Source organism: Pseudomonas sp. Y39-6, from assembly GCF_023651955.1.
In the GTDB taxonomy this organism is placed as follows: domain Bacteria; phylum Pseudomonadota; class Gammaproteobacteria; order Pseudomonadales; family Pseudomonadaceae; genus Aquipseudomonas; species Aquipseudomonas veronii.
Map to the genome: position 1 here is coordinate 1,014,647 of NZ_CP069594.1, position 26,582 is coordinate 1,041,228.

Consider the following 26,582-nt stretch of genomic DNA (forward strand, 5'->3'; position numbering starts at 1 on the left):
GTGTGTCAGCCACTCATTATTTAGCTGACTCACCGTCATCGGGAGCAAGCCCCGTCCCACATTGACCGCGTGTTTAGTGAAGTTTGAGACGTGGCTCAGTTCCGCGCCCAATCCGGCTGCCCAGCATCAGCATCGCCGTGCGGAAGACGCCATACAGCGCCATCTGGTGCATGCGGTACAGCGACACATAGAACATCCGCGCCAACCAGCCTTCCAACATCACGCTGCCTGTGAGGTTGCCCATCAGGTTACCCACCGCCGAGAAGCGCGACAGCGAGATCAGCGAGCCGTAGTCGGTGTACTTGTACGATGGCAGGTCCTTGCCTTCGATCCGCAGCTTCAACGATTTGGCCAACAATGAAGCCTGCTGGTGCGCGGCCTGGGCGCGTGGCGGTACGTTGCGGTCGGTGCCGGGTTGCGGGCAGGCGGCGCAGTCACCGAAGGCGAAGATGTTTTCATCGCGGGTGGTTTGCAGTGTCGGCAGCACCTGCAGTTGATTGATGCGGTTGGTTTCCAGGCCGTCGATGTCCTTGAGGAAGGCGGGCGCACGGATGCCGGCGGCCCACACTTTCAGGCTGGCCGGAATCACTTGGCCGCTGCTGGTGATCAGCGCGTCGGCCGTCACTTCGCTGACCGCCGAGTTGGTCAGCACCGTCACGCCGAGCTTCTCCAGGGTTTTATGCACCGGCCCGCCGATCCGCTCCGGCAGGGCAGGCAGGACCCGTGGGCCGGCTTCGATCAGGGTGATGTGCATGTTTTCCGGTTTGATCCGGTCCAGCCCGTAGGCTGCCAGTTCATGGGCGGCGTTATGCAGTTCGGCCGCCAGTTCAACCCCGGTGGCGCCAGCGCCGACGATGGCCACGCTGATCTTTTCCACCACGTCGGTTTGCCCGGCATGGGCACGCAGGTAGTGGTTGAGCAACTGCTGATGGAAGCGCTCCGCCTGTTTGCGCGTGTCGAGGAACAGGCAGTGTTGCGCCGCGCCTTCGGTGCCGAAGTCATTGGTGGTACTGCCGACCGCGATCACCAGGCTGTCGTAGCCCAGTACGCGCGCAGGCACCAGTTCGCGGCCTTCTTCGTCGAGGGTCGCGGCCAGTTGGATTTTCTTCTGTTCACGGTCGAGCCCGCTCATGCGCCCCAGCTGGAATTCGAAGTGGTTCCATTTGGCCTGGGCGACATAATTGAGTTCGTCTTCCGAAGAGTTCAGCGAGCCGGCGGCCACTTCGTGCAGCAGCGGTTTCCAGATATGGGTCAGGTTGGTGTCCACCAGCGTGATGCTGGCGGTGCCGCGCTTGCCCAGAGTCTTACCCAGGCGGGTAGCCAACTCCAGGCCGCCGGCGCCGCCGCCGACGATAATAATACGATGGGTCATGGGGATATCTCGCAAGGCTAAAAGAAATCGAAGCGGTTACCCCCGCGAGCGCCAGGCAGCTCATAGCGTCAGGTAACTCAAAAGGCGGCTCAGCAGGCCGAGCCCGATCACCACCACCAGCACCACACCAAGGAGCAGCCACGGCCGGAAAGGCTTGCGCTCGACTCGGTTCTGGGAGAGTTGCAGGTACTCTTCGACATGCTGTTGGTCGTCGGGGTTCAGGCGGCTGGTCATATAAGGCCTCGTCAGGTAGACGTTGCAAAAGGGCGCCACGTTACAGTCAGGGGGTTGGCGGTATCGCCATAAGCGTAGCCTGTGCTCGCGTCACAGGCTGATGCCCACGTCGAACACGATGCTGCGCCCCAGATTGTTGCGCAAGAAATCCGGCGCGTCCGGGTGGGCGAACAGTACCCGGGCAAACGTCGGCCCCACCAGCGACAGCGAGCGCCAGCCCTGGCGCAAGTATTCGGTGGGCGGCGGGAAATGACTGTTGAGGTCCAGCACCTCGCGCTTGAGGCTGGCGAAGGCGACGATATCCAGCTCGCCCAGGTCCATCCCGCGTTCTTTGTAGTTGTGCGCTTTTTTACGCAGGGTCGGCGCCAGGCGCAGCAGGAATTCATGGGCCGGAATCCGCCGCGGCTTGGCTTCGCGCCTGACCAGTTGGCTGAGGGAAAACGCACTGCGTCGACGCAGCAATTCGTCGCGCCATTCATCGTTCAGACGGCGTCCTTCGTCCAGCACGAAAAACACTTCGAAACTGGCGTCACGAAACAGCACGTCCGGCGGTTCTTGCCCGGCGGCATGAAACTCTTCGGCGCGGTACGGCACGTTCAAGCCTTGCAGCAGGCGCTGGCAGACCCAACGCTCACGCTCCCATTTACGGGCATTGGAAAGGAACGCATTGGCTTGTTCGGCTGCCACGGTGAGCAGGCGCAAATAATCTGAGTCATCCATGCGTGCAGCTTAGCGCCCAAATGTGATCTTAAAAACATACTCCGTCGCGAAAAAATAAAGTCTGTCGTTCGCCATTTTGTATTTTGTTATCGCAGGGAACAATCATGCTAAGCTGATGTGCGAATTTCAGAGCGCGCGCGGTTCATCGATGCCAGCGGTGCTCTCTAGATCCCATCATTTTTTGGCAGGATGCCCTGATGAGTTTTGAGTCGGCCCACTTCGTCCAGGTGCCTCCAGAGAAATTGCGCGGCTTCTTCGCGGCGACCGGACTCGATGAGGTTGAGCAAATGGATGTGCTCCTGGCATTGCGTCACAAGGCGACTGCGATCGACGTTCGCTTTGTAGCTCATGAAGCGCCGGAGCTGGTTCTGCTGGCGGAGAGCATCAATGAAAAAGACATTCCCCGAGCACTGCACGATCAGTTCGTGGAACTGGGCGCCGATTTGGAACAGTTGGGCGCGGGACAGCGTGTTGATGCCCCCGTCGATCAGGGCCTGTTGTTGCTGCCTGGCTTGGGCAAATGCGGTTTGGTTGACCTGATAGCCGGGCTCGAGCAGGGCCGCCGGCTCGATAGCCATGCGGAAACGGTAGCTCTGGATGTGAGCCGTCGTGCTATGCACGAAGTCTTTGAGCTCCCATCCTTGCCCCGGTTTGCGCTCCACCATGGCTTCGCCAGCCAGTCGGTTCAATACCTTGAGCAATTGCCCTCGAGGCACGTCGTAACGCCGCAACAGCTGGGCTTCGAAAAACTGGGCGGGTATTTCACCAGCCAAAATATCGTCGACTACGCGAAGATAAAAGTCTTCGAAAGGGTCGCTGGCCAGAGGGAATGCGGACTCCTGGATATCCCCAGCGTCTTGCTTCAGAAAGTAGCCGCGATTGGGTTCTTGAGTCGCAAGATCCCACTCGGCAAGCAAGGCAAACACTCGTCGGATAGGCGAGCGCGAAACGCCCAGCGCTTGAGCGAACGTCTGCTCGCGCAATGGCTCGCCGGCCCGCATCGAGCGGGCGCGAACCATGCCGATGACCTTCGGTGCCAGCTGCAAGGCAAGGTCTTTCTTGATCACAGGCTCTCTCTTGAATGGTCGGCGTCAGTCCGTGCCTGTCGGGGCAGGGCCACATCGAACTGGGGTGGGAAAATACCATACCCGGCAGTGCCGAGTATCTGCGCCGAAGACGCAGGAACTTGTGGAACAACTTTTTAAAGCTCCTTTCCTGGACGGATACCTGCCTTATGCTGAAATTCAACGCTCACCTTGGCTTTCAATTCAATGAATTGCCATTCCTGCAACGCATCGAAGCCGCCGCCGCCGCTGGTTTTCGTGCGGTTGAGTTCCCGTCGCCTTATGAGTTCGACGCAAGTCTGCTTGCAGATCATTTGGCTCAACACAACTTGCCGTTGATTCAATTTTCCGCTCCGGCGGGCCTGACCAAAGGCATCGCGGCCTTGCATGGCAAGGAAGGCGATTTTCGCAGTGGCTTGCTCCAGGCCGCCAACTATGCAAAGGCGCTGGGCTGTTCGGACGTCCACATCATGTCGGGCATTACCACTCGGGATGACGCGGCGCTCATCTACGAGAGCAACCTGGAATACACCGTCAAGTATTTTGAAGACCAGGGTTTGCGGCCATTGATCGAAGTCATCTGCGCGCAGGAAATGCCGGGCTATTACATGTCCGACTTCAGCAAGGCGCAGCACGTTCTGGAGACGTTCCCGAGTGTCGGGCTGATTCTTGATCTGTACCACGCTCAGCGCCTGACTGGAGACGCGGCGGATGTCCTGGCGCGGTTTTACGAACGAACCGCGCATGTGCAAATCGCCGACTGTCCGGGGCGTCATCAGCCGGGCACGGGGAGCATGGATTTCTGCGCGCTGTTCACCACATTAGAACAGCGCGGTTATCAGGGATGGATCGGCTGTGAATACCGCCCGACCGGCGTCACGGTTGAAAGCTTGGATTGGATCAAGCCGTTCACTGCTTAGTTGGCGATGCGTCGGAGGCGCAACCAGGGGCGGCGAGAGCATCCTGAGGCTCAGTGTTCTCCTGCTGCCCGCGCTGTGGTTTTTCCGCATTCGTTCAGACTGCAGGAGGTCCCAGGGAGAAAGCCCGGTGTAGACTGTCGACTCGGTTTTTTCCCAAGCATGAGGTGTGCAGTGAAGTTTTTCGCCGTGCTGTTGTTGAGCCTGTTGCCCGTGTGGGCCCAGGCGGTTGAAGTGGGTGAGCGCGTGGCGCCCTGGACGCTGCTGGATCAGTTCGATCAGGCCTACACCCTGGATGACCAGGCACAGGTCCTGTTGGTGGCCCGCAGCATGGATGCCGCCAAGCTGGTGGACGCCGCCCTGCAAGGCCAGCCCAAAGGCTATCTCGAAGCGCGGCATGGGGTGTTTGTCGCGGATATCCAGCGCATGCCTCGGCTGGTTGCCAAGCTGTTCGCGGTGCCGGCCATGCAGTCCTACAACTACCGGGTCATGCTGGACCGGGACGCACGCATCGCTCCGCGTTATCCCGCGCCTGTGGATAAGGTGCTGTGGCTGCAACTGAATAACGGCAAGCTGACAGCGCGCCACGAGTACGGCTCTGCGGCTGAACTGCGCGAGGCCCTGGAGCAGGTGAAACCGTGATCAGTGCCGCGGTGCTGGCGCCGGGAACCCTCGGCATCGGCTGGCTGTTGTACGCGCCGGTGCTGTTGTGGGCGATCTTGCGTTCGCCGTGGGTCGAGCTGTTTACTGACCGGCGGCGCCAGCATTTGCTGTTCGGTACGGTGTTCGCGTTATTCATGTTGTGGTTGGTGAGGCGGGACTTCGATACCGGGGTCTCCTACCACTTTATCGGCATGACGGCCGTGACCCTGCTGCTCGACTGGCCGCTGGCAATCGTCGGCGGTTTCGCCGCGCAGTTGGGCTTGCTGTTGCTGGGTCGCCAGGACCTGGCGGCCGTGGGCCTCAACGGCCTGCTGCTGGTCGTGCTGCCGGTGCTGGTCACTGAAACCTGCGCGGTGCTTGTCGAGCGGGCACAACCGCGTAACCCGTTCGTCTACATCTTCTGTTCTGGCTTTTTTGCCGCCGCTTTGTCGGCGTTGCTCTGCCTATTGGCCGGGCTGGGGGTGTTGTGGTTCGACGGGCGTTTCGCGATGCCGGAATGGCTGGAGGATTTTGTCGGTTACCTGTGGCTGATCATCTTCCCCGAGGCCTTCATCAACGGCATGGTCATCAGCGCCCTGGTGGTGTTTTGCCCGGAATGGCTGGAGACATTCAACCGCACGCGCTACCTCTCGGCGCCCTGGAAAGACGACAATTCGCAGACTTGACTCAGATCAAATCGCGCCCAGCGTGGCGGGCCCATGCTTTGCGAAACTTTTCCTGAGCAAGATGGGAGCACGGATCATGAGTGTGTATGAATGGGCACGTCAGGAGTTGCGCAGAAGCCAGGACGCGGCACAAGAAATCGGCTTTGATCCAGGCTTGACCTTGCGCGCGATGCTCAGCGCGGTGGTGCAGCAGAGCAAGGGCGTGCGCAGTTTCGAAGACCTGGCCGACGAGTTGCAATACCTGGCAGAGAACCTCGACGACCAGCAGGAATATGCCTTTATGCGGCCTTAATGGCGCGGTGGCAGGTCTTCGGAAAACAGCTCGTCTTCGGCGTCCGGCGCCACGGGGATCTTATGTTCCTCAGCGGCCCAGGCACCCAGGTCGATGAGCTTGCAACGGTCCGAGCAGAACGGCCGGTTGAGGTTGGTCGCTTTCCATTCCACGGGTGCGCCGCAGGTTGGGCATTCGACGGTCAAGGGTTGGCTCATGATCGGCCTCCACGCAAAGTAAGGTAAAAGTGGTGCAGTCGTTCGACCTCGCTGTGCAACCAGGCGAGGTCGCGGTCATTGACCAGCACGTCATCGGCATGGCTCAGGCGCTCTTCGCGGCTGGACTGGGCCTTGAGTATCGCCTGCACCTGTTGTTCGCTGATGCCGTCGCGCTGCAGGGTACGCTGAATCTGCAGGGATTGCGGCACGTCGATCACCAGGATGCGTTGGGTCATGCTGTGCTGGCCGGATTCGATCAGCAGCGGCGACACTAGGATCGCGTAAGGCGAGCGCGCACGCGCCAGGTGGTTGCGAATCTCTTCGCCAATCAACGGGTGCAGCAAGGCTTCCAGCCAGCGGCGTTCTTGCGGCACTTCAAAGATCAACTTGCGCAATGCGGCGCGGTCCAGCTGGCCGTCGGGCTGCAGCACGCCGGCACCGAAGTGTTCGACAATGCTGGCGAGCGCCGGCCGGCCGGGTTCGACCACCCAGCGCGCGGCGTGATCGGCGTCTACCAGGTCTACGCCGAGGTCGCTGAAGTGCTGGGCCGCGGCGCTCTTGCCGCTGCCGATGCCGCCCGTAAGGCCAAGAATCCAGGGTGTTGCAACAGGAGTGGTCATTTGAAACCGACAGACTGCAAATAGAAGTCGGTTATTTGACCACCCCAGAGCACGGCAATCCAGCCGGCAATTGCCAGATAGGGACCAAACGGCATCGGCGTGGCCGCCTGGATCTTGCTCCGACGCAGCAGGATCAGCCCGCCGCACACGCCCACCAGCGATGACATCAGCAGCGTCATCGGCAGGATTTGCCAGCCACCCCAGGCGCCGAGCAGCGCCAACAACTTGAAGTCGCCGTAGCCCATGCCGTCCTTGCCGGTGGCCAGCTTGAACAGCCAGAACACCGTCCACAGGCTCATGTAGCCGATCACCGCACCCCACAGTGCATCGGGCAGGGGCACCAGCAGCTCGACGCTGTTAAGCATCAGCCCCAGCCACAACAGCGGCAGGACCAGCACGTCGGGCAGCAGTTGGTGGTCGACGTCGATCAGGCTCATCGCCAACAAGCCCCAGCTCAACAGCATCACTGCGCCCGCTTGCCAGCCAAAGCCGAAATGCCAGGCCACCACGGCCGAGATCAACCCGCACGCCAGTTCGGTCAAGGGATAACGCGCACTGATCGCTTCGCGGCAATGGGCACAGCGGCCCCGGAGCATCAGGTAGCTGAGCAGCGGGATGTTTTCCCACGGCCGAATCGGCTGATTGCAGTGTGGGCAGCAGGAATTGGGCTGCATCAGGTTGTATCTCGGCCCGACGGGGTCGCCGGGCAAACCGAGCACTTCATGGGCCTGTGCGCGCCATTCCCGTTCAAGCATTTTCGGCAGGCGCCACACCAGCACGTTGAGGAAACTGCCCACGATCAAGCCCAGCACCATTGCCATGGCGACAAAGGCCCACGGCTGCTGGCTCAACAGCAGGCTCAAAATGCCGTACCGAGTTGGAAGACCGGCAGGTACAGGGCGATTACCAAAGCGCCGACAATCCCGCCGAGCACCACCATGATCAGCGGTTCCATCAGGCTGGTGAGTTGGTCGACCAGCGTGTCGACGTCCGACTCATAGTGGCTCGCGACTTTTTCCAGCATGTGCTCCAGGGTGCCGGATTCTTCACCAATCGCCGTCATCTGGATCGCCATGCCAGGGAACAGGCCGCTGGTAGCCATGGCCCGATTCAACGACATGCCTGTGGATACATCGTGACGCATATGTTCGATAGCCTGTTTGAATAGCTGGTTGCCGGCAGCGGCGGCCACTGAATCCAGGGCCTGCACCAAAGGCACTCCGGCCGCGAACGTAGTCGAAAGCGTGCGTGCGTAGCGGGCGACCGCCGACTTTTTCAGCAGTGTGCCTGCCAGGGGCGCTTTCAACAAACTGGCATCCAGCCAATGACGAAAACCGGGCGATACGCGATAGGCCCGGCGCAACCCCAGACCTCCCGCGCCCAGGCTGAGCGCCAGCATCCACCAGGCTTGTTGCAGGAACTCGGACAAGGCAATCACGTACAGAGTAAAACCGGGCAACTCGCTGTCCACGCTGGCGAACAGGTTCTGGAATTGCGGCACCACATGGATCAGCAAGAGACTGCTGACAAGGCTGGCGACCACGATGACCGCGATGGGGTAGGTCATGGCCTTCTTGATCCGGGCCTTGAGCCGTTCGCTCTTTTCCAGGTGATCCGCCACCCGCTCCAGAAGGGTTTCCAGGGCGCCGGCCTGCTCACCCGCCGCCACCAGGTTGCAGTACAGGTCATCGAAGTAGCGCGGCTGTTTGCGCAGGGCCGACGCCAGGGTATTCCCGGCGCCGATCTCCTGTTTCAGGCCTTTTACCAGCCTGTACATGTGACGGTTGTCGAAGCCTTCGCTGATCACGTCGAAGGCTTGCAGCAACGCAATGCCGGCCTTTAGCAGTGTCGCCAGTTGGCGGGTGAACAGGGCAATGTCCGCCGGTTTGATCGGCGCAGCGAGGCTTGGCAGGCCGGCGGATTGTTTGCGCACGCGGCCAGGGCAAATCCCTTGCTGGCGCAGTTGTGCCTTGACCCGCGCGAGGTCGTGGCTGACGGTTTGCCCGGACACCCTGCGTCCCTGGCGGTTGATGCCTTCCCAAGCGTATGTCGTGGCAGCGTTGGTCATGTCTCTGTTCCGCACACAGGTCGTCGAATCTTTATAGCGTAGCCAGGTGACGGATTCGGATTGCTCGGCGTTCAACGATAAAATGTCAGATTGTGCGTCTTGGACGCGATTGGCCGCTCGCGGGTGAGTACACTGGCGCGGCTGCACGATACGGGGCGCAGGACGCGCCTTGTCATGGGTTCTGTTCTGGAGAGGAATGTGATGCGTCAGAAAGGTTTTACTTTGATCGAGTTGTTGATCGTCGTGGCAATCATCGGCATTTTGGCCACCATTGGCTTGCCCATGTACACCACGCATCAGGCCAAGGCCAAGTTCACGGCCGGGCTGGCTGAAATCACCGCGTTGAAAGCCGGCTACGAGGATGTATTCAACCAAGGCACAGTGCCAACCGTGGCATTGATCGGTGGCACCAGCCCGACCGCCAATTGCAAGATCGATGTGGCAGGGGATGTCGCCACCGGCGCCGGTTCCATCAGTTGCGAAATCCTCGACGCCCCGGCACCGGTACTGGGCAAGACCATTACCCTGACGCGCAGCGCCACCGCCGGCTGGAAATGCGCCACGACGGCAGAGGCCAAGTACGCCGCCAAAGGGTGTGGCGCCGACGGGGCATGACTGCCAAACCCTGCGCACGGACGTAAAGGTGGCCGATGTCGTTATCCCCGCAGCAGCGCGACAAGACGTTCCTGGTGATTGCAGCGTGCTTGCTCGCGCTGGGTATCTGCGCACCGTTCAGCGGGCATGACTGGCAACGCGCAATGCAGGTGGCCATGGGCCTGGGCGCGGTGGTGTATGGGTTGACGGTCGTTCCCGTCGAGCGTCTGGTGGACCGGCCGACGGCCCTGGGCCTGGTGCTGATCGTTGGGCTGGGCCTGGTGTCATCGGCACTGGCCCATCAGCCGCTCTGGGCCTTCACCGAGGTCGCGCTGTTCATCAGCTGTGGGGCGATCGCCGTCGCGGTTGCCCTGCTGCGCCGTCATGCAGGTGAGCCGTTGGACCGCGTGCTGATCCTGATGGTGGTGCTGCTGTGCCTGATCAAGTCGATCCAATACCTGTATGCCGGCGCGCTCGCCTTCGCCAGTGGCGCGCGGGTTCTTGATCCGGACGCGTTGCTGTCCGGGTTTTCCAACAAGCGCTTCTACGGTCAATTCCAGACCTTCACCCTGCCATTGCTGGCGCTGCCCTTGCTGATGCCCAAGGTCTCCCGCTCCGTGCGCGGTGCGGTGTTTGCGTTGCTGTGTGTGTGGTGGTTGATCGCGATCAGTGGCGGCACCCGCGGCACCTGGCTCGGCATGGCGGTGGCCGGGGTGGCGTTGACGCTGCTCGGGCCGTGGGGGCGACGCTGGTTGGCCTGGCAATTGGCTGCGGTGTGCGGCGGTTTGTTGCTGTATACGGCGTTGTTCACGCTGTTGACGGGTGCGCTGGGTGTCGAGGTCGGCAGTGGCGTCAGCGATCGCCTCACCACTTCGCTGTCGGGGCGTGGCCCGATCTGGTGGCAGGCCTGGCACATGATCGTCGAGCGTCCGTGGCTGGGGTTCGGGCCGATGCATTTCGCGGATATCGCCAACCCGATCGCCGCGCACCCGCACCAGGCAATCCTGCAATGGGCCAGCGAGTGGGGCGTTCCCTCGGCCTTGTGCGTGGCTGCCTTGGCGTGGCGCGGTGGCTGGGCCACCCTCCGCGTGTTGCGGACGCGGGCTTGTTCTACAGAGCGCGTGGACTTGCTGCGCGGGTGCCTGTTTGCGGCATTGCTGGGCGCGCTCACGCAAGCAATGGTCGACGGCGTCATCGTGATGCCCAACTCGCAGGTCTGGTTGGCGCTGGTGGTGGGCTGGTTGATGGCGCTGCACGTGTGGCGCGCCGCTCCTGGCGCGTCGCTGCCGTGGGCCTGGGCAGGGTGGCGGGTGGCGGCGGTGCTGTCCGTTGGCCTGCTGGTGTGGGTCGTGATGCGTGATGCCCCGCACATCGAGCAAGCCCAGCAAGACTATCTTGAAGGTGGCAACCAACACCTGCAGCCGCGCTTCTGGGCCCAAGGGGTGATTGCCCTGCGACGTCAGTGAGTTGCCGGACGCCCGATGCGGTGCTAGCTTTAGCCCACCGCCCGTGTAGCTCAGCCGGTAGAGCAGCGCACTCGTAACGCGAAGGTCGCAGGTTCGATTCCTGTCTCGGGCACCAAAGCAACACCGTTTTCAGATGATCCCAGAATGGTTCTGAAGGCCAGGCGAGTCGGCATTCATGCCCGCTCTTTTGTATCTGCGCAACCTTGATGACCCAGATGCATCCCCATTCCTCGATCTAAGAGAACAACATGACCACGACTGAAATGACCCAGGAAGTTCGGCACCAAGCAGCCCTCGACAAATACCTCGGGGAATCGCCGCAGCTTAAAGAAGAGATCAAGGACCTGAGCGCTGACGATCAGCGCGACCAGATCCAGTGGGCATTCGAGGACGAGGCCGAGAGCCAGGGCCTCCAGCCATGGGAGCTGAGCCTCAAGTACACCTCGTCAGCGGACGAGTTCGAAGCCGCACGGCTGGCCTTGCACCAAGAGGCGGCTGAAGTGCTCGGTGTCGAATGGGAAGAGTATTGCGAGATGAATAACCTGGTGGTCTGAACCGCTGTTGCAGGAGCCGGCAACCCGGCTCCTGCAACGGGCTTCAGATACTGAGGCGCATCGACAGGTCCACCGCTTTCACATCCTTGGTCATCGCGCCGATGGAGATGTAGTCCACCCCGGTTTCAGCGATGGGCAGCAGGGTTTTTTCGTTGATCCCGCCGCTGGCTTCCAGCTTGGCTTTGCCGCCGTTCAGGCGCACGGCTTCACGCATGTCATCCAGGCTCAGTTCGTCGAGCATGATGATATCGGCGCCCGCCGCCAACGCTTCGCGCAATTCGTCCAGGCTTTCCACTTCGACTTCCACCGGTTTGCCCGGGGCGATCTTGTGCGCGGCCGAAATCGCCTGGGCGATACCGCCACAGGCGGCGATATGGTTTTCCTTGATCAGGAACGCGTCATACAAACCGATGCGATGGTTGTGGCAACCGCCACAGGTCACGGCGTATTTCTGCGCCAGACGCAGGCCCGGCAGCGTCTTGCGCGTGTCGAGCAACTTGACCTGGGTGCTCGCGACACTATCCGCCAGGTACTGGGCGCGTGTGGCGACGCCGGAGAGCATCTGCAGGAAATTCAGCGCGCTGCGTTCGCCGCTGAGCAGCGAACGTGCCGGGCCTTCGAGGTGGAACAGTGCCTGGTTGGGGCTGACGCGTTCACCGTCGGCCACCAGCCAATGCACCGCGACCCGCGGGTCCAGTTGGCGGAACACCGCGTCCACCCAGGCTGTGCCAGCGATAACGGCCGCATCGCGGGTGATGATCGTGGCCTTGGCCAGCCGTTCGGCCGGGATCAATTGCGCGGTGATGTCGCCGCTGCCGATGTCTTCGCGCAGTGCGCGGCGCACGTTGGCTTCGATTTCGGCGGTGAGGTCGGCAAGACGGAGATTCGGCATAACAGGCTCCACAAACAAAGTGCGCCGATTATAGGGGCTGTGCGCGTTTGAACCCAGTGGCGTGCTCATTTACAGCGCTATGACAGAGTTCGCTGGCGCAACGACCCCCATTTGCAAGATAATCTCGCGCCTTGCAATTGGCGTCATAGCTTTGACGTCCTGGTGGTAACCGGATATTCGCAGTGCCCAACTGGGCCTGCCCCGACTTTGCCCTACCCACACCGCCGTTTCAGGAGGCCTGGATGCACAACGACGGAAAGGTGGTGCCGATCAATAAGGCACAGACCACGCCATCGCCGCTCGCGCGCCTACCGGTGGTGTTGCTGCAGGTTCGCGACAAGGCTGCGCAGCAACTGCAGCAAGGTTTGCAGGAGCTGTTCGATAACGCCGACGACACCCTGTTCGAAATGGCCGACAAGGCCCTTAACAACGTCGACCACCATATTTTCTTTGAAGCCATGCGCGACCTGCGTCTCAAGCGCAAGAATTTCGAGCGCGTGTTCATGGGGCAACTGTTCGAGGCCTTCGCCAACCTGGGCGGGGCAGGGCGCGGTGAACGGCAGTTGGTGCCGGTGGTGTCCTACGACAAGGTGCCCGGCATCCTCAGGGACGACCTGGAAAAAGCCCTGGCGCTGGAGGCAATGCTCGGGCGGGTGCAGCATCGCGACGGCCTCGCCCTGGGGCAACTGACCACTCGCCTAGGCGCCTTGCTCGACAGGTCCATGGATGACTGCGAGAACCCCCTGGGGCCGGCGCTGCTGTGCGAGTTTTTCCTGCGCGCGGGGCGCAGCCTGGGCGTGGAAATTCGCGTCAAGCTGGTCATGCTCAAGCTCTTTGAAAAGTACGTGCTCAGCGACGCCGACCACCTGTACGGTGAGGCCAATCAGTTGCTGGTCGCCACCGGCGTGCTGCCTGAACTCAAGGCGGTGCCGGCCCGTCGTTCCGGCGGGCGCGTACCGTGCAAGCACACGCGTGAAGCCCGGTTGCCAAGCGCCGACCAGCCAGTCGACGAAAATGGCGAGCACGCCTTTTCTACCTTGCGAGCGCTGCTGGGCGCCGTGCGCGGCAGTGTCGCGCCGACCCTGGAAGCCAGCGCCGAGCCCCAGCCCATTGCCACCCGCGACCTGCTGCGGCTGTTGTCCCATTTGCAGCAATACGTGCCGGAGCCGGATGTCGAGGACGACTTCGACCTGCGCAACCAGTTGAAGCAACTGCTGACCCGAGTCAGCGTCAAGAGCGGCAAATCCCGGGTCGTGGAAGAGGCCGACGAAGACGTAATCAACCTGGTCGCGCTGTTGTTCGAATTCATCCTCAATGACCACGCCGTCCCGGACGCCTTCAAAGCCTTGATCTCCCGGTTGCAGATCCCGATGCTCAAACTGGCGGTGCTGGACAAGAGCCTTTTCAGCCGCGCCGGCCATCCGGCGCGGCGGCTGCTCAACGAAATCGCCAGTGCCGCCATCGGTTGGAGCCCGGCTGAGGGTAACCCGCGTGACAGCCTGTACCTGCGCATCGAGCAGGTGGTGCAGCGGTTGCTGAATGATTTTGCCGAAGACCCGGCGATTTTTTCCGAACTGCTGTCGGAGTTCTGCGCGTTTACCGCTGACGAGCGCCGGCACAGTGCATTGCTCGAACAGCACACCCGCGATACCGAGGAAGCGCGCCTGCGTAACGAGGCGGCCCGACAGCGCGTGGCCGACGTGCTGAACCGGCGTTTGCTGGGCAAGGTCCTGCCGCGCTCGGTGGTGCAGTTTGTGCAACAGGCCTGGAGCCAGGTGCTGTTGCTGGCCAGCCTCAAGCACGGTGAGCAATCGGTGCAATGGCAGGCGGGGCTGCGCACCCTGGACGAGTTGATCTGGAGCGTTAGCCTGCACGACGACACCGAGGCCGGGCGGCATCTGCTGGAGCAGTTGCCGGCGTTGCTCAAGGCCTTGCGCGACGGGATGAGCGGCGCGGGGTTCGACCCTTTCAGCACCCGTGAGTTCTTTGTTCGGCTGCAGGCCTTGCATGTTCAGGCGTTCGAGGGCGGCGAGAGGTTGATCGAGGTGCAGGAGCCCTTCGTGTTCGACCCTGGCCTGCCCGATGCCGCGCAGGACCTGGCCGCGGATGATCCCGACCTGCTCAAGGTGCGCCAATTGCGCGTCGGCGTTTGGCTGGAGTTCCTGGAACCCGAGGAAACCGCTCTGCGCGGCAAACTGAACGCGATCATGGCACCGGCCGATCGCTATGTTTTCGTCAACCGCGCCGGGCTCAAGGTACTCGAGCGCAGCGCCGGCCAACTGGCCCTGGCGTTCAAGCGTGGTGCGTTGCGTATCCTGGACGAAGCCCTGCTGTTCGAGCGTGCGCTGGCGACGGTGGCGGGTAACTTGCGTCAACTCAATCGCGGCAAGTGATCGCAACCATAGGGCTGAACGCGGCATACTGGTCAGACTTAGTCACGTTCAAGGAACCTGTATGCAGTTGGACCCCGCCAGCGGTTGGTGCCAGGGTGTTCGTCATTGCCCTTCGCCCAACTTCAACGAGCGCCCCGCAGGTGAAGTCTCGCTGTTGGTGGTGCATAACATCAGCCTGCCGCCGGCGCAGTTCGCCACCGGCAAGGTGCAGGAATTTTTCCAGAATCGCTTGGATGTCACGGAACATCCTTACTTTGCAGGGATTGCCGACCTACGCGTGTCAGCGCATTTTCTGATTGAACGCGACGGAGGGGTGACGCAGTTTGTGTCCTGCCTCGACCGCGCCTGGCATGCCGGGGTTTCCAGCTTCGAGGGGCGCGAAACGTGCAATGACTTTTCCCTGGGGATCGAGTTGGAAGGTACGGATGACCTGCCGTTTACCGATGCCCAATATGCGTCACTGATCGACCTGACACGTCAGTTGCTGGCGACTTACCCGGGCATCACCCGTCAGCGCATTTGTGGTCACAGCGATATCGCCCCGGGGCGCAAGACCGATCCCGGGCCCGCTTTTGATTGGATGCGCTTTCGCAGCGCCCTGCAGGATGGAGGACACGCACAATGAGTTTCCTGGTGTTGGTGCTGGCGGTCTGGATCGAGAAATTCTCGGCCTTGCGCCAAAAGTTGCAGCGCGACGGCAGATGGCTGCGCGAACTGGCCAGATTGGAATCGAGCCCGCGCCTGGGCGAACAGCCCTGGTTGATTCTGGCGCTGCTGGTGTTGCTGCCGGTGGCCGTGCTGGCGTTGTTGCTGCTGGTGCTGGAACCGGTGGCCTACGGCCTGTTGGCGCTGCCGGTGCATTTGCTGGTGCTGATCTACAGCCTGGGGCGCGGTGATCTGCTGGCGGGGCTTGGCCCGTTCCGCGATGCCTGGCGGCGCGGCGACCTGCAGGCCGCCGAGCATGTGGCCGAGCGTGACCTGAAGGTCGCTGCCGACAGTGGCGAGCAGTTGCTGGAACGTGTCCAGGGGTATCTCCTGTGGCAGGCCTATCAGAGCTTCTTTGCGGTGATCTTCTGGTATTTCCTGTTGGGCCCGGTCGCAGCCCTGGCCTATCGCCTGCTGGCGCTGGCCAGCGAACACAGTCAGAACCCTCTGGTGGCCGAGCGTGCCGCGCAACTGCGGCATGCCTTTGACTGGTTGCCGGTGCGCTTGCTGGCGGCGAGTTTCGCCTTGGTGGGCAACTTTGTCGCGGTCAGCCGAGTGATGCTCCACGAGCTGTTGAGCTGGGACATCAGTGCCGCGCAACTGGTGAACAAAGTCGGCCTGGTGGCCGCCGAAATCCCGCCGCCGGTGGTGGGGGCCGACGGCATCAACAGTCTGGATCGCCTGTGGGAACTGCTGCTGCGCGCGGCGGTGCTGTGGTATGCCGGTTTCGCCATCTGGACCGTGTTGCCCTAGCGGTCACGCTCAATCCCTGTGGGAGCAAGCCTGCTCCCACAGCGCGTTAACTTTACGTTACAAAACTCCCTTGCGATTTGAGCTATACAAGTAGAGCGCCAAATAGTGGCTATCTGCCGCCGCCCTGCGCCTCAAATAAAAATAATAGGAAGGGAGTTCACCTGTGAAGAGCTTGCTCTATCCCGCCGTCGCGCTGATGAACCGCCTGAGCTTCGGCATGAAGTTCAGTTTGATCAGCGTGTTGTTCCTGTTGCCGATGCTGGCGACCAACTATTTCCTGGTGCGCGATTCCTGGCGTGAATTCCAGGGCACCCGCATCGAACTGCAAAGCCTGGATTTGCTCGGCAGCAGCCTGGCCTTGCGCCGTGACCTGGAAACCCTCAACAACCAGGTGCAGATCAACGCGACCCTCGGCCAATCCGGCAAGGCGGGCGATCTGGAGGGCACGATCAACACCCTGGAACAGAGTGTGCTGGCGCGCCTGCAAGGCCTGAGCGCGATGGCCACCGACCCCGAGCAAGTCGCCGTCTTCGACGCCAAGCGCGACGAGCTGGTCGGCGCCTTCAAGGCCCAGCAACAGGAGTCATCGCTACAGAGCAAAAGTGCGCTGATCGGCAAACTGCTGAACAAGGCGCAGATGCTCAGCCAGATCATCGCCAGCCAATCCGGCTTGAGCCGCGACCCCCAGAGTGATCTGCGCCAGCTCAGCGAACTGATCACCGGCGTCACGCCGCAAGTCACCCAGACGTTGGGCGAAGGGCGGGCAATGGGCGCGTACTCCCTCGGCCAGGGTTTTCTCAACTCCTCCTCCAGCACGCGCTTCGACGAGCTGTTGCAGCAGTTGGAAAAACTCCAGGCCGAATACGGCTTGAAGCTGCAGGACGCCCTGGGCTCCAGCAAAGCCGCCCACACAGCGCTCGACAGCCTGGCCAAGGCCAGCAACGCGAGCCTCAAGCAAGGCAGTGAACTGTTTGAAGAGCAGGTGGTGATGGCCGAAACCCTCGACGCACCGTGGCAGGGCTTTTACGACGACGTGAGTCAACTGATGGCCCAGACCTACCAACTCAATGAGGCCACCCTGGGTTTCCTCGGACAGCAGTTGGAGCAACGGCTGACGCAAAACCGCACGCACATGGTCGTACTGGTGTCGGCCCTGGCGGCGGTGTTTTTGCTGATCTTTTATCTGTACGCCGGTTTCTATGCCTCGACGCGTACCACGTTGCGGCGCTTGGGGGCGATGATGGACAAGGTGGCGGCGGGCGATATGACCGTCACGTTTGTCGCCCGCAGCCGCGACGAGTTGGGCGAACTGGGCCAAGTGTTCAATGGCACCGTGGCCAAGATCCACGACCTGATCGAGCGCGTCGGGCACACCGTCAGCCAGGTTGAGTTGCAGGCCGGCCAGGTCGAGGCGATCTCGGCCCGCAGTAACCAGGCGGTCTCCGGGCAGCGCAGCCAGATCGAACAGGTGGCGACGGCCATGAACCAGATGTCCTCCACCGCCCAGGAAGTGGCACGCAGCGCGGCGGCGGCGGTGAGCAGCGCCCATAGCGTCAACGATGAAACCGTCAGCGGCCGTGGCCTGGTGCAGTCCCAGCAAGGCAGCATTGCGCGGTTGGCATCGGAGATCGATGAGTCGGTACGCGTGATCAATCAATTGGCCACCGACAGCCAATCCATCAGCAGCGTGCTGGAAGTGATCAAGAGCATCGCCGAGCAAACCAACCTGCTGGCGCTCAACGCCGCGATCGAAGCGGCCCGCGCCGGGGAGCAGGGCCGCGGCTTTGCGGTGGTGGCTGATGAAGTGCGGACCCTGGCCCGGCGCACCCAGCACTCCACTGAAGAGATCGAGCAGATGATCAGCCGCTTGCACAGCGGTGTCGGCGCGGCGGTCAAGGCCATGGGCACCAGCCATGCCATGGCTGAAGGCACCGTGGGCCAGTCGGAAAAGGTCCAGCAGGCCCTGGAAAATATTCTCGGCGCCGTCGGCATGATCGTGGATCAGAACCAGCAGATTGCCGCCGCCGTCGAGCAGCAAACCGCGGTCGCCCACGACATCGACCGCAACATCGTCGAAATCAACCGCGCCGGAGAGCATGCGGCCGACGGTGCGTACCAGACCGAAGCGGCCAGCCGGCAGTTGTCGCAGCAGGTGATCGAGCTGAAGCAACTGATCGGCGCATTTCGGGTGTAGGGTCTGTTAGTAGGATTTGTCCTTTGTGGTTGTGGTGTTTGTCTTAATTTTGCGACGTATCTTTTCTGGCGGCGTGAATAGGTGAAAATTTGTTTCACCTGGTCACAGTCCCAAGGAGGCACGGCGATGATCGCTGCATTCGGTATCAGAGGGCGCTGTGCCCGATGCGACATGACGTTTGAACTCAAGCCTTGGCAGTTGAACGCGATTGCCATCGACGAGCCGTTCGAGTGCGTGTATTGCCAGTCGGGCCTGCAGTTGCGGTGTCGCAAACAGCAGCGTCAATTTCGTGCGCTGGACCAGTGGGCGCTGGTTCGCCCGAGCATGATCATCCTGACCTGCGTGACCTTGCTGGTGGCACTGGTGGCGGAGTGGGTGGGGTTACTCAGTGTGATCGAGCAGCTCAACCTTTCACTGGTGACGGTGCTGATCCACTGCCTGGTGCTGCGTTTTGCCCGCCATCGGCAACGCATGACCCTGGACCTGCAGGCCGTCAGCCCGCTACCAATTGAACAGCTCGCACGCGTTGCGTGTGCTCGCCTGCGCCAGCGATAACGGGCTCAGGCCCATGCGCTCGGCCAACGCGGCGCAGATCTCGGGCAGGTGTTCCGGGCTGTTGCGCTGGCCGGGGTGCATGGCGGGGGCCATGTCCGGTGCATCGGTTTCCAGTACCACGGCTTCCAAGGGCAGTTGCGCGAGTACTTTGTGCATGCGCAGCGCCTGTGGCCAGGTGGCCGCGCCGCCCAGGCCCAGTTTGAACCCCAGCTTGATGTACTCGCGCGCCTCTTCGCGGCTGCCGGCGAAGGCGTGGATGATGCCGCCCCGTGGCAGGCGGATGCGCTTGAGGGTGGCGATCACGGCGGCATGGCTGCGGCGCACATGCAGCAGGGCCGGCAGTTGGAAATCCACGGCCATCTTGAGTTGGGCTTCGAACAGATGTTGCTGGCGTTCACGGTCGAGGTGTTCGAGGAAGTAATCCAGGCCGATCTCACCCACCGCGCACAATTGCCGATGGCCCCGCAGGCGGGTCAGCCAGTCGCCCAGGGCCGTCAGGTCGGCGGGGCGATGCTCGTCGAGGTACACCGGGTGCAGGCCGAAGGCTGCGAACAAACCTTCATCGTCTTGCACCAGATCCCACAGTCGTTGCCAATTTTGCTGATACACCCCCAACACCACCATGCGCTGTACGCCGAGTTGGCGGCTGTGCGCGAGGACTTGCCGGCGATCGCTGTCGAAGTCCGGGAAGTCCAGGTGGGTGTGGGTGTCGATCAGCTCCACGCTCAAACCTCGTGAATGCGCTGCTTGAAGGTGCGGCCGATGGCGTTTACGCCGGGTTGATACTGTTGTTCTTCAATCGCAGCCAGGGCCAGGCGCAGCGCGGTGTCGGCGATCAGTTGATGTTGCTGGGCCATGGCATTCACCGGCAGTGGCAGGAAATCCAGCAGTTGGGTATCACCGAAGGTGCCCAGGCGCAGCGGCCGCGTCTTGAGCGGGAAGTCATGCAGTGCGTCGAACACGCCTTGCAGCAGCACGTAGGACGTGGTCACCAGCGCGTCAGGCAAATGCCCCAGGCGCTGCAGCAATTGCTCCATCAGTTGCCGGCCGCAGTCACGGCTGAACGCTTCGCCGTGTTCAACGATCACTTCACCGCCGAACCCTTGCAGCGCTTCACGGAAACCGGCGGCGCGCGCCTGGCTGATGCTCAGCTCGGGCCGCGCGCCGATCAGCGCGATCTGCTTGGGCAGCGGTTGCAACAGGCTGCTGGTCAGTTGCTGGCAGGCCTGGCGGTCGTCGCTGACCACCGAGCAGAACTGCGCGGGATCCATCTCCCGGTCGATGGCGATGACCGGCAAACCCTTGGCTTGCAGCTCGCGATAACTGTCGTCGCTGGCCGGCAGGCAGCTGGCAACGAACAGCGCGTCGCAGCGTCGGGCGCGGAACAGTTGCAGCAACTGGCGCTCGCTGTCGGCGTCATCGTCGGAGCTGGCGATCAGCAATTGATAGCCTCGCGCGCGCGCGCCCTGTTCCAACAACTTGGCAATTCGTGCGTAACTGGGGTTTTCCAGGTCTGGCAGGATGAAACCCAAGGTGCGCGTATGCCGGCTGCGCAGTCCCGCAGCCTGGGGGTTGGGCGTGAAACCATGGGCTTGGACCACCGCACGCACGCGCTCGACGGTTGCGCTGCTGATGCGTTGTTGTTCGGCTTTGCCATTGATGACATAGCTGGCGGTGGTCACGGACACACCGGCGAGACGGGCGATATCACTGAGTTTCAAACCGGGATTTCCTTGTTTTCTGGAGCTTGCCCCGACATTTTGTCCAATCGTAACCGATTACTGCAGACGACCAATGTCTCAGCTCAAGTGCCGAGTGGGTCTTCAAGGATGCGCAATTAACGCGTAATCTGCCACGAATTCTAGATTAAACGTTTCAGCAGGCGTATTTTTGCGATGTTCGCTACTGAGTGGCTACTGCCAACCGACTGCTCAGTCAGTTTGTTCATGAACGACTTTAGACTGATTTATTCAAAACAATACCTAGTGCGCCCGACGCACTAACTAGGAGAACGGCATGCTTGAGCTCACCATAGAGCAGATTTCCATGGGCCAGACGGCTGTGGATAAATCTGCTGCCTTGCACCTGCTCGCTGACAAACTGGTGGCCGACGGCCTGGTCGCCGAGGGTTATCTCAGCGGCTTGCAAGCCCGTGAAGCCCAAGGTTCGACCTTTCTCGGTCAAGGCATCGCGATCCCTCACGGCACCCCCGAAACCCGCGATCAGGTATTTTCCACCGGCGTGCGCCTGCTGCAGTTCCCCGAAGGGGTGGACTGGGGCGATGGCCAGATCGTCTACCTGGCCATTGGCATTGCCGCCAAATCCGACGAACACCTGCGCCTGCTGCAATTGCTGACCCGCGCCCTTGGGGAAACCGACCTGGGCCAGGCACTGCGCCGCGCCGCTTCCGCCGAGGCCCTGCTGAAACTGTTGCAGGGCGCGCCGCAGGAACTGGCATTGGACGCGCAAATGATCGGGCTCGGTGTGTCCGCCGATGATTTTGAAGAGCTGGTGTGGCGTGGCGCCCGCCTGCTGCGCCAGGCCGATTGTGTGAGCAATGGCTTTGCCGCCGTGTTGCAGCAGGTCGATGCGCTGCCCCTGGGCGATGGCCTGTGGTGGTTGCACAGCGAGCAGACCGTCAAGCGCCCGGGGCTGGCGTTTGTCACCCCGGACAAACCCATGCGTTACCTCGGCCAGCCCCTCAATGGCCTGTTCTGCCTGGCCAGCCTCGGCGAAGCGCACCAGACCTTGCTCGAACGCCTGTGTGCGCTGTTGATTGAAGGGCGTGGCCAGGAACTGGGCCGCGCCACCAGCAGCCGTGCGGTGCTTGAAGTATTGGGCGGCGAGCTGCCACCCGACTGGCCCAGCGCACGCATCGCCCTGGCCAATGCCCATGGCCTGCACGCGCGGCCGGCGAAGATCCTCGCGCAACTGGCAAAAAGTTTTGACGGCGATATTCGTGTACGCATCGTCGATGGCGCGGTGGGCGCCGTGTCGGTGAAAAGCCTGAGCAAGCTGCTCAGCCTCGGCGCCCGGCGTGGCCAGGTGCTGGAGTTTGTCGCAGAGCCGACGATTGCCGACGATGCGCTGCCTGCCTTGCTGGCCGCGGTACAAGAGGGGCTTGGCGAAGAGGTCGAGCCGCTGCCTGTCGCGAGTGTGCAAGCCGCCGCCGTGGTGCTCGAACCGACGCTCAGCGCGCCCCTGGCCGGCAGCCAGATCCAGGCCATCGCCGCCGCACCGGGCATCGCCATCGGCCCGGCGCATATCCAGGTGCTGCAACCGTTCGACTATCCGTTGCGTGGCGAGTCCTCGGCCATCGAGCGCCAGCGCCTGCACGCCTCACTGGCCGATGTGCGCGGCGATATCCAGGGCCTGATCGAACGCAGCCAGGCCAAGGCGATCCGCGAGATTTTCATCACCCACCAGGAAATGCTCGACGACCCGGAACTGACCGACGACGTCGACACCCGCCTCAAGCAGGGTGAAAGCGCCGAAGCCGCCTGGATGAGCGTGATCGAAGCCGCCGCCAAGCAGCAGGAATCGTTGCAGGACGCCTTGCTCGCCGAGCGCGCCGCCGACCTGCGCGACATCGGTCGCCGTGTGCTGGCGCAGTTGTGCGGTGTCGAAACCGTCCAGGAACCGAACGAACCCTACATCCTGGTGATGGACGAAGTCGGCCCGTCGGATGTGGCGCGCCTCGACCCGGCCCGCGTCGCCGGCATTCTCACCGCCCGTGGCGGCGCCACCGCCCACAGCGCCATCGTCGCCCGCGCCCTGGGCATCCCCGCCTTGGTGGGCGCCGGCCCGGCCGTGTTGCTGCTGGCCGCCGGTACGCCGTTGCTGCTCGACGGTCAGCGCGGCCGCCTGCATGTCGACGCCGACGCCGCGACCCTGCAACGCGCCAGCGTCGAACGCGACACCCGTGAACAACGCCTGCAAGCCGCCTCGGCGCAGCGCCATCAGCCGGCCCTGACCCGGGATGGGCACGCCGTGGAAGTGTTCGCCAACATCGGCGAAAGCGCCGGCGTGGCGAGCGCGGTGGAGCAGGGCGCCGAAGGCATTGGCCTGCTGCGTACCGAACTGATTTTCATGGCCCACCCCCAAGCGCCGGACGAAGCCACCCAGGAAGCTGAATACCGCCGCGTGCTCGATGGCCTCGGCGGTCGCCCGTTGGTGGTCCGCACCCTGGATGTGGGCGGCGACAAACCGCTGCCGTATTGGCCGATCGCCGAGGAAGAAAACCCCTTCCTCGGCGTGCGCGGCATTCGCCTTACGCTGCAACGCCCGCAGATCATGGAAGCGCAATTGCGCGCACTGCTGCGCTCGGCGGATAACCGGCCGCTGCGCATCATGTTCCCCATGGTCGGCAGCGTCGATGAGTGGCGCGCTGCGCGGGACATGACCGAGCGCCTGCGCCTGGAAATCCCGGTGGCCGACCTGCAACTGGGGATCATGATCGAAGTGCCGTCCGCCGCGTTGCTCGCGCCGGTGCTGGCCAAGGAAGTCGACTTCTTCAGCGTCGGCACCAACGACCTGACCCAGTACACCCTGGCCATCGACCGTGGCCACCCGACGCTGTCGGCCCAGGCCGATGGCCTGCACCCCGCCGTGTTGCAACTGATCGACATCACCGTGCGCGCCGCCCATGCCCATGGCAAATGGGTCGGTGTGTGCGGTGAACTGGCCGCCGACCCGCTGGCGGTGCCGGTGCTGATCGGTCTCGGCGTGGATGAGTTGAGCGTGTCGGCCCGCAGCATTCCCGAGGTGAAGGCGCGGGTGCGAGAATTCAGTCTGAGCGAGGCCCAGGGCCTGGCGCAACAAGCACTCACGGTGGGTTCGCCCGCTGAAGTGCGAGCCCTTGTGGAGGCCGTGTAGATGGCAAGGATTTTGACCCTGACGCTGAACCCGGCGTTGGACCTCACGGTACGCCTGGCGCGCCTGGAACCCGGTGAAGTCAATCGCAGCGAGACGATGCTGACCCACGCGGCCGGCAAGGGCGTGAACGTCGCCCAGGTGCTGGCCGACCTCGGTCATCAGGTCACCGTCGGTGGTTTTCTCGGCGCGGACAACCCTCAGGCCTTTGACGCGCTGATCGCACGCCGTGGGTTTGCCGATGCGTTCATCCGCGTGCCCGGCGAGACCCGCAGCAATATCAAGATCGCCGAACAGGATGGCCGCGTCACCGACATCAATGCGCCGGGGCCGCTGGTCAGCGAGCAGGCGCAGCAGGCGTTGCTCAACCAACTCACGCTGATCGCCCCGGGGCACGATGCGGTGGTGGTCGCCGGCAGCTTGCCGTGCGGTGTCAGCCCGCAGTGGTTCCAGGGCTTATTGGTGCTGCTGAAAGACCTCGGCTTGAAAGTTGCCCTGGACACCAGCGGCGCTGCCCTGCGCGCCGGGTTGCAGGCCGGCCCGTGGTTGATCAAGCCCAATACCGAAGAACTTGCCGAAGCGCTGGACTGCCCGACCGACTCCGTCGACCAACAGGCCCAGGCCGCCGCGCGTTTGCATGCCAGCGGCATCGAGCATGTGGTGATTTCCCACGGTGCCGACGGCGTCAACTGGTTCAGCCCCGGCACGGCGCTGCATGCCACGCCGCCGAAAGTCAGCGTCGCGAGTACGGTCGGCGCGGGCGATTCGCTGCTGGCCGGGATGCTCCACGGTTTGCTCGGTTTCGATCTGCCCGAGACCACCTTGCGCCGCGCCACGGCGATTGCCGCGATGGCCGTCACGCAGATCGGGTTTGGCATCAGCGATGATGCGCAATTGGCGCGTCTCGAAAGCGGCGTCCATGTGCGCCTGCTGACAGAACAATAAGAGGGTTTGTGATGAATTTAGCCATTGTTACCGCCTGCCCGAACGGCATGGTCACCAGTGTGCTGTGCGCCCGTTTGCTCGACGCCGCCGCGCAGCGCCAGGGCTGGAGCACCAGCGTCGAAGTGGTAGACGTGCAGCGCCCGGAACGCCAGTTGTCCCAGGCCACGCTCGATGCTGCCGAGTGGGTGTTGCTGGTCAGCAGCACGCCGCTGGATATGCAGCGGTTTGTCGGCAAGCGTGTGTATCAGAGCACCCCGGCGCAGGCCTTGCAGGACGTCGAGGCGGTATTGCGGCGCGGCGCCGAAGAGGCTCAGGTGTATGTCGCCAGCGAAGCCCCGGTGGCGGCCAAGCAAGCCCCGCGTATTGTCGCGATCACCGCCTGCCCGACCGGCGTGGCCCACACCTTCATGGCCGCCGAAGCGTTGCAGCAGACCGCCAAGCGCTTGGGCTATGACTTGCAGGTGGAAACCCAGGGTTCGGTCGGCGCGCGCACGCCGTTGAGCCCGCAAGCGATTGCCGAGGCGGATGTGGTGCTGCTGGCGGCGGATATCGAAGTCGCCACCGAGCGCTTCGCCGGCAAGAAGATCTACCGCTGCGGCACCGGCATCGCCCTCAAGCAAGCCGAAGCGACCCTCAACAAGGCCCTGGCCGAAGGCACCGTGGAAAGCGCGGCGAGCGGGGCGGTGGCCAAGTCGGAAAAAACCGGGGTCTACAAACACCTGCTGACCGGCGTGTCGTTCATGTTGCCGATGGTGGTGGCGGGCGGTCTGTTGATCGCCTTGTCGTTCGTGTTCGGCATCCATGCCTTTGAAGAAAAAGGCACCCTGGCGGCGGCGCTGAAAACCGTCGGCGACCAGGCCTTCATGCTCATGGTGCCGCTGCTCGCGGGCTATATCGCCTATTCGATTGCCGACCGCCCCGGCCTGGCCCCCGGCATGATCGGCGGCTTGCTGGCCGGGACGTTGGGCGCGGGCTTTATCGGCGGGATTATTGCCGGTTTCCTCGCCGGTTACTGCGTCAAGCTGATCACCGGCGCGGTGCGCCTGCCGCAAAGCCTGGAGCCGCTCAAGCCGATCCTGATCATCCCGTTGCTGGCGAGCCTGTTCACAGGCCTGGCGATGATCTATCTGGTAGGCCCGCCGGTGGCGCGGCTGCTCACCGGGCTGACCGACTTCCTCAGCACGATGGGCACCACCAATGCCGTGCTGCTCGGCATCCTGCTCGGCGGCATGATGTGCGTTGACCTGGGCGGGCCGATCAACAAGGCCGCGTATGCGTTCTCTGTCGGCTTGCTGGCGGCGTCCAGCGGTGCGCCGATGGCGGCGACCATGGCGGCCGGCATGGTGCCGCCGATCGGCATGGGCATCGCGACCTTCCTGGCCCGGCGCAAGTTTGCCCAGACCGAACGCGAGGCCGGCAAGGCCGCGATGATTCTGGGCCTGTGCTTTATCTCCGAAGGCGCGATCCCGTTTGCTGCCAAGGACCCGCTGCGGGTGATCCCGGCCAGCATCGCCGGTGGCGCGTTGACCGGTGCGCTGTCGATGTACTTCGGCTGCAAACTGGCGGCGCCCCACGGCGGCTTGTTTGTGCTGGTGATCCCGAATGCGATGAACCATGCGCTGCTGTACTTGCTGGCGATTGCCGCCGGTAGCGTGTTGACGGGGTTGGTGTATGCGCTGATCAAACGCCCGGAAGCGGTGGAACTGGCGGTCACACCCGCCCAAGCCTGACACCGTTGAACATGTGGGAGGGGGCTTGCCCCCTCCCACATTAAGATCTGCGAGGCTTTGAAGGCGGTGTCATATCGGCTTCATCCCTGCATGTTCTAGTTGCCCTTTTGATACTCA

At 62.7% G+C, this 26,582-nt stretch carries 26 protein-coding genes, 1 tRNA gene and 1 pseudogene; 17 read left to right on the plus strand and 11 right to left on the minus strand.

Annotation, left to right across the window (positions count from 1 at the left end):
- Positions 1–73 precede the first annotated feature (73 nt).
- From JN756_RS04565 to JN756_RS04580, 4 genes are all read right to left on the minus strand, one after another.
- A complete protein-coding gene (locus JN756_RS04565) occupies positions 74–1,372 on the minus strand; it encodes an NAD(P)/FAD-dependent oxidoreductase (RefSeq protein ID WP_017845476.1) in 1,299 nt (432 codons plus the stop codon).
- A gap of 60 nt (positions 1,373–1,432) precedes the next feature.
- Positions 1,433–1,606 (minus strand): DUF3094 family protein, encoded by a 174-nt coding sequence (locus tag JN756_RS04570; RefSeq protein ID WP_016976295.1) that lies wholly within the window; start codon positions 1,604–1,606, stop codon positions 1,433–1,435.
- 90 nt (positions 1,607–1,696) lie between these two features.
- The gene (locus JN756_RS04575) at positions 1,697–2,326 is read right to left on the minus strand and encodes a DUF1780 domain-containing protein (protein ID WP_017845475.1); all 630 of its coding nucleotides are present in this window, start codon (positions 2,324–2,326) and stop codon (positions 1,697–1,699) included.
- Between the two features lie 164 nt (positions 2,327–2,490).
- Positions 2,491–3,393 carry a GntR family transcriptional regulator gene (locus tag JN756_RS04580; protein WP_126587497.1) on the minus strand — a complete coding sequence of 301 codons (903 nt, stop codon included), beginning with the start codon at positions 3,391–3,393 and terminating at the stop codon, positions 2,491–2,493.
- A gap of 167 nt (positions 3,394–3,560) precedes the next feature.
- On the opposite strand from JN756_RS04580, the gene JN756_RS04585 reads away from it, so the two are divergent.
- The 4 genes from JN756_RS04585 (at position 3,561) to JN756_RS04600 (ending at position 5,927) form a co-directional block, all read left to right on the plus strand.
- The gene (locus tag JN756_RS04585) at positions 3,561–4,310 is read left to right on the plus strand and encodes a hydroxypyruvate isomerase family protein (protein WP_102617159.1); all 750 of its coding nucleotides are present in this window, start codon (positions 3,561–3,563) and stop codon (positions 4,308–4,310) included.
- 171 nt (positions 4,311–4,481) lie between these two features.
- Positions 4,482–4,949 carry a hypothetical protein gene (locus tag JN756_RS04590; RefSeq protein WP_057005137.1) on the plus strand — a complete coding sequence of 156 codons (468 nt, stop codon included), beginning with the start codon at positions 4,482–4,484 and terminating at the stop codon, positions 4,947–4,949.
- Positions 4,946–5,635 (plus strand): energy-coupling factor ABC transporter permease, encoded by a 690-nt coding sequence (locus JN756_RS04595; protein ID WP_126587498.1) that lies wholly within the window; start codon positions 4,946–4,948, stop codon positions 5,633–5,635. Before JN756_RS04590 ends, JN756_RS04595 begins: the two co-directional genes overlap by 4 nt.
- A 76-nt stretch (positions 5,636–5,711) precedes the next feature.
- Positions 5,712–5,927 carry a hypothetical protein gene (locus JN756_RS04600; protein ID WP_003171680.1) on the plus strand — a complete coding sequence of 72 codons (216 nt, stop codon included), beginning with the start codon at positions 5,712–5,714 and terminating at the stop codon, positions 5,925–5,927.
- Here the strand turns inward: JN756_RS04600 and yacG are convergent.
- The 4 genes from yacG to JN756_RS04620 are packed head-to-tail and all read right to left on the minus strand — an operon-like array spanning position 5,924 to position 8,812.
- Positions 5,924–6,124: a DNA gyrase inhibitor YacG gene (gene yacG, locus JN756_RS04605; protein ID WP_017845472.1), complete on the minus strand. Its 201-nt coding sequence runs from the start codon at positions 6,122–6,124 to the stop codon at positions 5,924–5,926. The two genes, JN756_RS04600 and yacG, sit on opposite strands and share 4 nt — an antisense overlap.
- Positions 6,121–6,744, minus strand: a complete 624-nt coding sequence (gene coaE, locus JN756_RS04610; RefSeq protein ID WP_046384731.1) for a dephospho-CoA kinase — start codon at positions 6,742–6,744, stop codon at positions 6,121–6,123. The genes yacG and coaE overlap by 4 nt, the downstream gene beginning before the upstream one ends.
- Positions 6,741–7,607, minus strand: coding sequence for a prepilin peptidase (locus JN756_RS04615; protein ID WP_046384730.1), 867 nt, complete (start codon positions 7,605–7,607; stop codon positions 6,741–6,743). Before JN756_RS04615 ends, coaE begins: the two co-directional genes overlap by 4 nt.
- Entirely contained in the window at positions 7,604–8,812 is a 1,209-nt protein-coding gene (locus JN756_RS04620; protein ID WP_201021890.1) for a type II secretion system F family protein, read from the minus strand. Before JN756_RS04620 ends, JN756_RS04615 begins: the two co-directional genes overlap by 4 nt.
- A gap of 201 nt (positions 8,813–9,013) precedes the next feature.
- Between JN756_RS04620 and JN756_RS04625 the strand changes: the two genes are divergently transcribed.
- From JN756_RS04625 to JN756_RS04640, 4 genes are all read left to right on the plus strand, one after another.
- Positions 9,014–9,427, plus strand: coding sequence for a pilin (locus JN756_RS04625; RefSeq protein ID WP_017845468.1), 414 nt, complete (start codon positions 9,014–9,016; stop codon positions 9,425–9,427).
- A gap of 35 nt (positions 9,428–9,462) precedes the next feature.
- Positions 9,463–10,872: an O-antigen ligase family protein gene (locus JN756_RS04630; RefSeq protein ID WP_201021891.1), complete on the plus strand. Its 1,410-nt coding sequence runs from the start codon at positions 9,463–9,465 to the stop codon at positions 10,870–10,872.
- Between the two features lie 39 nt (positions 10,873–10,911).
- Positions 10,912–10,987, plus strand: a tRNA-Thr gene (locus JN756_RS04635).
- A gap of 133 nt (positions 10,988–11,120) precedes the next feature.
- On the plus strand, positions 11,121–11,426 hold the full coding sequence (locus JN756_RS04640) for a DUF6388 family protein (RefSeq protein WP_017845466.1): 306 nt from the start codon (positions 11,121–11,123) through the stop codon (positions 11,424–11,426).
- A 43-nt stretch (positions 11,427–11,469) separates the two neighbouring features.
- Here JN756_RS04640 and nadC read toward each other — a convergent pair whose 3' ends face one another.
- A complete protein-coding gene (gene nadC / locus JN756_RS04645) occupies positions 11,470–12,318 on the minus strand; it encodes a carboxylating nicotinate-nucleotide diphosphorylase (protein WP_046384727.1) in 849 nt (282 codons plus the stop codon).
- 242 nt (positions 12,319–12,560) lie between these two features.
- Between nadC and JN756_RS04650 the strand changes: the two genes are divergently transcribed.
- The 6 genes and pseudogenes from JN756_RS04650 to JN756_RS04670 all read left to right on the plus strand — a co-directional run bounded on the left by JN756_RS04650 (position 12,561) and on the right by JN756_RS04670 (position 18,918).
- Positions 12,561–14,711 carry a DUF1631 domain-containing protein gene (locus tag JN756_RS04650; RefSeq protein WP_201021892.1) on the plus strand — a complete coding sequence of 717 codons (2,151 nt, stop codon included), beginning with the start codon at positions 12,561–12,563 and terminating at the stop codon, positions 14,709–14,711.
- 61 nt (positions 14,712–14,772) lie between these two features.
- Positions 14,773–15,336: a 1,6-anhydro-N-acetylmuramyl-L-alanine amidase AmpD gene (gene ampD, locus JN756_RS04655; RefSeq protein ID WP_017845463.1), complete on the plus strand. Its 564-nt coding sequence runs from the start codon at positions 14,773–14,775 to the stop codon at positions 15,334–15,336.
- Complete coding sequence (gene ampE, locus JN756_RS04660; RefSeq protein ID WP_046384724.1) at positions 15,333–16,169, plus strand: regulatory signaling modulator protein AmpE; 837 nt, start codon at positions 15,333–15,335, stop codon at positions 16,167–16,169. The genes ampD and ampE overlap by 4 nt, the downstream gene beginning before the upstream one ends.
- Before the next feature lie 1,132 nt (positions 16,170–17,301).
- A pseudogene (locus JN756_RS32320) lies at positions 17,302–17,505 on the plus strand (HAMP domain-containing protein); the annotation flags it as partial.
- 153 nt (positions 17,506–17,658) lie between these two features.
- Positions 17,659–18,363, plus strand: a complete 705-nt coding sequence (locus tag JN756_RS32325) for a methyl-accepting chemotaxis protein (RefSeq protein WP_370737529.1) — start codon at positions 17,659–17,661, stop codon at positions 18,361–18,363.
- A gap of 126 nt (positions 18,364–18,489) precedes the next feature.
- On the plus strand, positions 18,490–18,918 hold the full coding sequence (locus tag JN756_RS04670) for a hypothetical protein (protein ID WP_017845460.1): 429 nt from the start codon (positions 18,490–18,492) through the stop codon (positions 18,916–18,918).
- On the opposite strand, the gene JN756_RS04675 is transcribed toward JN756_RS04670, so the two are convergent.
- Together JN756_RS04675 and cra are read right to left on the minus strand one after the other, a co-directional pair.
- Positions 18,865–19,641, minus strand: a complete 777-nt coding sequence (locus JN756_RS04675; RefSeq protein ID WP_017845459.1) for a TatD family hydrolase — start codon at positions 19,639–19,641, stop codon at positions 18,865–18,867. The two genes, JN756_RS04670 and JN756_RS04675, sit on opposite strands and share 54 nt — an antisense overlap.
- Positions 19,642–19,643: 2 nt before the next feature.
- Positions 19,644–20,639, minus strand: a complete 996-nt coding sequence (cra, locus tag JN756_RS04680) for a catabolite repressor/activator (protein WP_017845458.1) — start codon at positions 20,637–20,639, stop codon at positions 19,644–19,646.
- Positions 20,640–20,934: 295 nt separating this feature from the next.
- On the opposite strand from cra, the gene ptsP reads away from it, so the two are divergent.
- Genes ptsP through JN756_RS04695 form a run of 3 tightly spaced genes read left to right on the plus strand, consistent with a single transcriptional unit; the run spans position 20,935 to position 26,465 of the window.
- Entirely contained in the window at positions 20,935–23,793 is a 2,859-nt protein-coding gene (ptsP, locus tag JN756_RS04685; protein ID WP_169863700.1) for a phosphoenolpyruvate--protein phosphotransferase, read from the plus strand.
- Positions 23,794–24,735, plus strand: coding sequence for a 1-phosphofructokinase (pfkB, locus tag JN756_RS04690; RefSeq protein ID WP_201021893.1), 942 nt, complete (start codon positions 23,794–23,796; stop codon positions 24,733–24,735).
- Positions 24,736–24,746: 11 nt separating this feature from the next.
- Positions 24,747–26,465 (plus strand): PTS fructose-like transporter subunit IIB, encoded by a 1,719-nt coding sequence (locus tag JN756_RS04695; protein ID WP_017845455.1) that lies wholly within the window; start codon positions 24,747–24,749, stop codon positions 26,463–26,465.
- Positions 26,466–26,582 lie beyond the last annotated feature (117 nt).

Excerpts from the sequence above, each read along its gene's own strand:
- JN756_RS04570 (WP_016976295.1), bottom strand. The coding sequence starts at position 1,606 with ATGACCAGCCGCCTGAACCCCGACGACCAACAGCATGTCGAAGAGTAC.
- JN756_RS04695 (WP_017845455.1), top strand. The coding sequence starts at position 24,747 with ATGAATTTAGCCATTGTTACCGCCTGCCCGAACGGCATGGTCACCAGT.
- JN756_RS04670 (WP_017845460.1), top strand. The coding sequence starts at position 18,490 with ATGATCGCTGCATTCGGTATCAGAGGGCGCTGTGCCCGATGCGACATG.
- pfkB (WP_201021893.1), top strand. The coding sequence starts at position 23,794 with ATGGCAAGGATTTTGACCCTGACGCTGAACCCGGCGTTGGACCTCACG.
- ampD (WP_017845463.1), top strand. The coding sequence starts at position 14,773 with ATGCAGTTGGACCCCGCCAGCGGTTGGTGCCAGGGTGTTCGTCATTGC.
- JN756_RS04585 (WP_102617159.1), top strand. The coding sequence starts at position 3,561 with ATGCTGAAATTCAACGCTCACCTTGGCTTTCAATTCAATGAATTGCCA.
- JN756_RS04640 (WP_017845466.1), top strand. The coding sequence starts at position 11,121 with ATGACCACGACTGAAATGACCCAGGAAGTTCGGCACCAAGCAGCCCTC.
- ptsP (WP_169863700.1), top strand. The coding sequence starts at position 20,935 with ATGCTTGAGCTCACCATAGAGCAGATTTCCATGGGCCAGACGGCTGTG.
- JN756_RS04625 (WP_017845468.1), top strand. The coding sequence starts at position 9,014 with ATGCGTCAGAAAGGTTTTACTTTGATCGAGTTGTTGATCGTCGTGGCA.
- yacG (WP_017845472.1), bottom strand. The coding sequence starts at position 6,124 with ATGAGCCAACCCTTGACCGTCGAATGCCCAACCTGCGGCGCACCCGTG.
- JN756_RS04620 (WP_201021890.1), bottom strand. The coding sequence starts at position 8,812 with ATGACCAACGCTGCCACGACATACGCTTGGGAAGGCATCAACCGCCAG.
- JN756_RS04630 (WP_201021891.1), top strand. The coding sequence starts at position 9,463 with ATGTCGTTATCCCCGCAGCAGCGCGACAAGACGTTCCTGGTGATTGCA.
- JN756_RS04565 (WP_017845476.1), bottom strand. The coding sequence starts at position 1,372 with ATGACCCATCGTATTATTATCGTCGGCGGCGGCGCCGGCGGCCTGGAG.
- nadC (WP_046384727.1), bottom strand. The coding sequence starts at position 12,318 with ATGCCGAATCTCCGTCTTGCCGACCTCACCGCCGAAATCGAAGCCAAC.
- JN756_RS04600 (WP_003171680.1), top strand. The coding sequence starts at position 5,712 with ATGAGTGTGTATGAATGGGCACGTCAGGAGTTGCGCAGAAGCCAGGAC.
- JN756_RS04575 (WP_017845475.1), bottom strand. The coding sequence starts at position 2,326 with ATGGATGACTCAGATTATTTGCGCCTGCTCACCGTGGCAGCCGAACAA.
- JN756_RS04650 (WP_201021892.1), top strand. The coding sequence starts at position 12,561 with ATGCACAACGACGGAAAGGTGGTGCCGATCAATAAGGCACAGACCACG.
- ampE (WP_046384724.1), top strand. The coding sequence starts at position 15,333 with ATGAGTTTCCTGGTGTTGGTGCTGGCGGTCTGGATCGAGAAATTCTCG.
- coaE (WP_046384731.1), bottom strand. The coding sequence starts at position 6,744 with ATGACCACTCCTGTTGCAACACCCTGGATTCTTGGCCTTACGGGCGGC.
- JN756_RS32325 (WP_370737529.1), top strand. The coding sequence starts at position 17,659 with ATGTCCTCCACCGCCCAGGAAGTGGCACGCAGCGCGGCGGCGGCGGTG.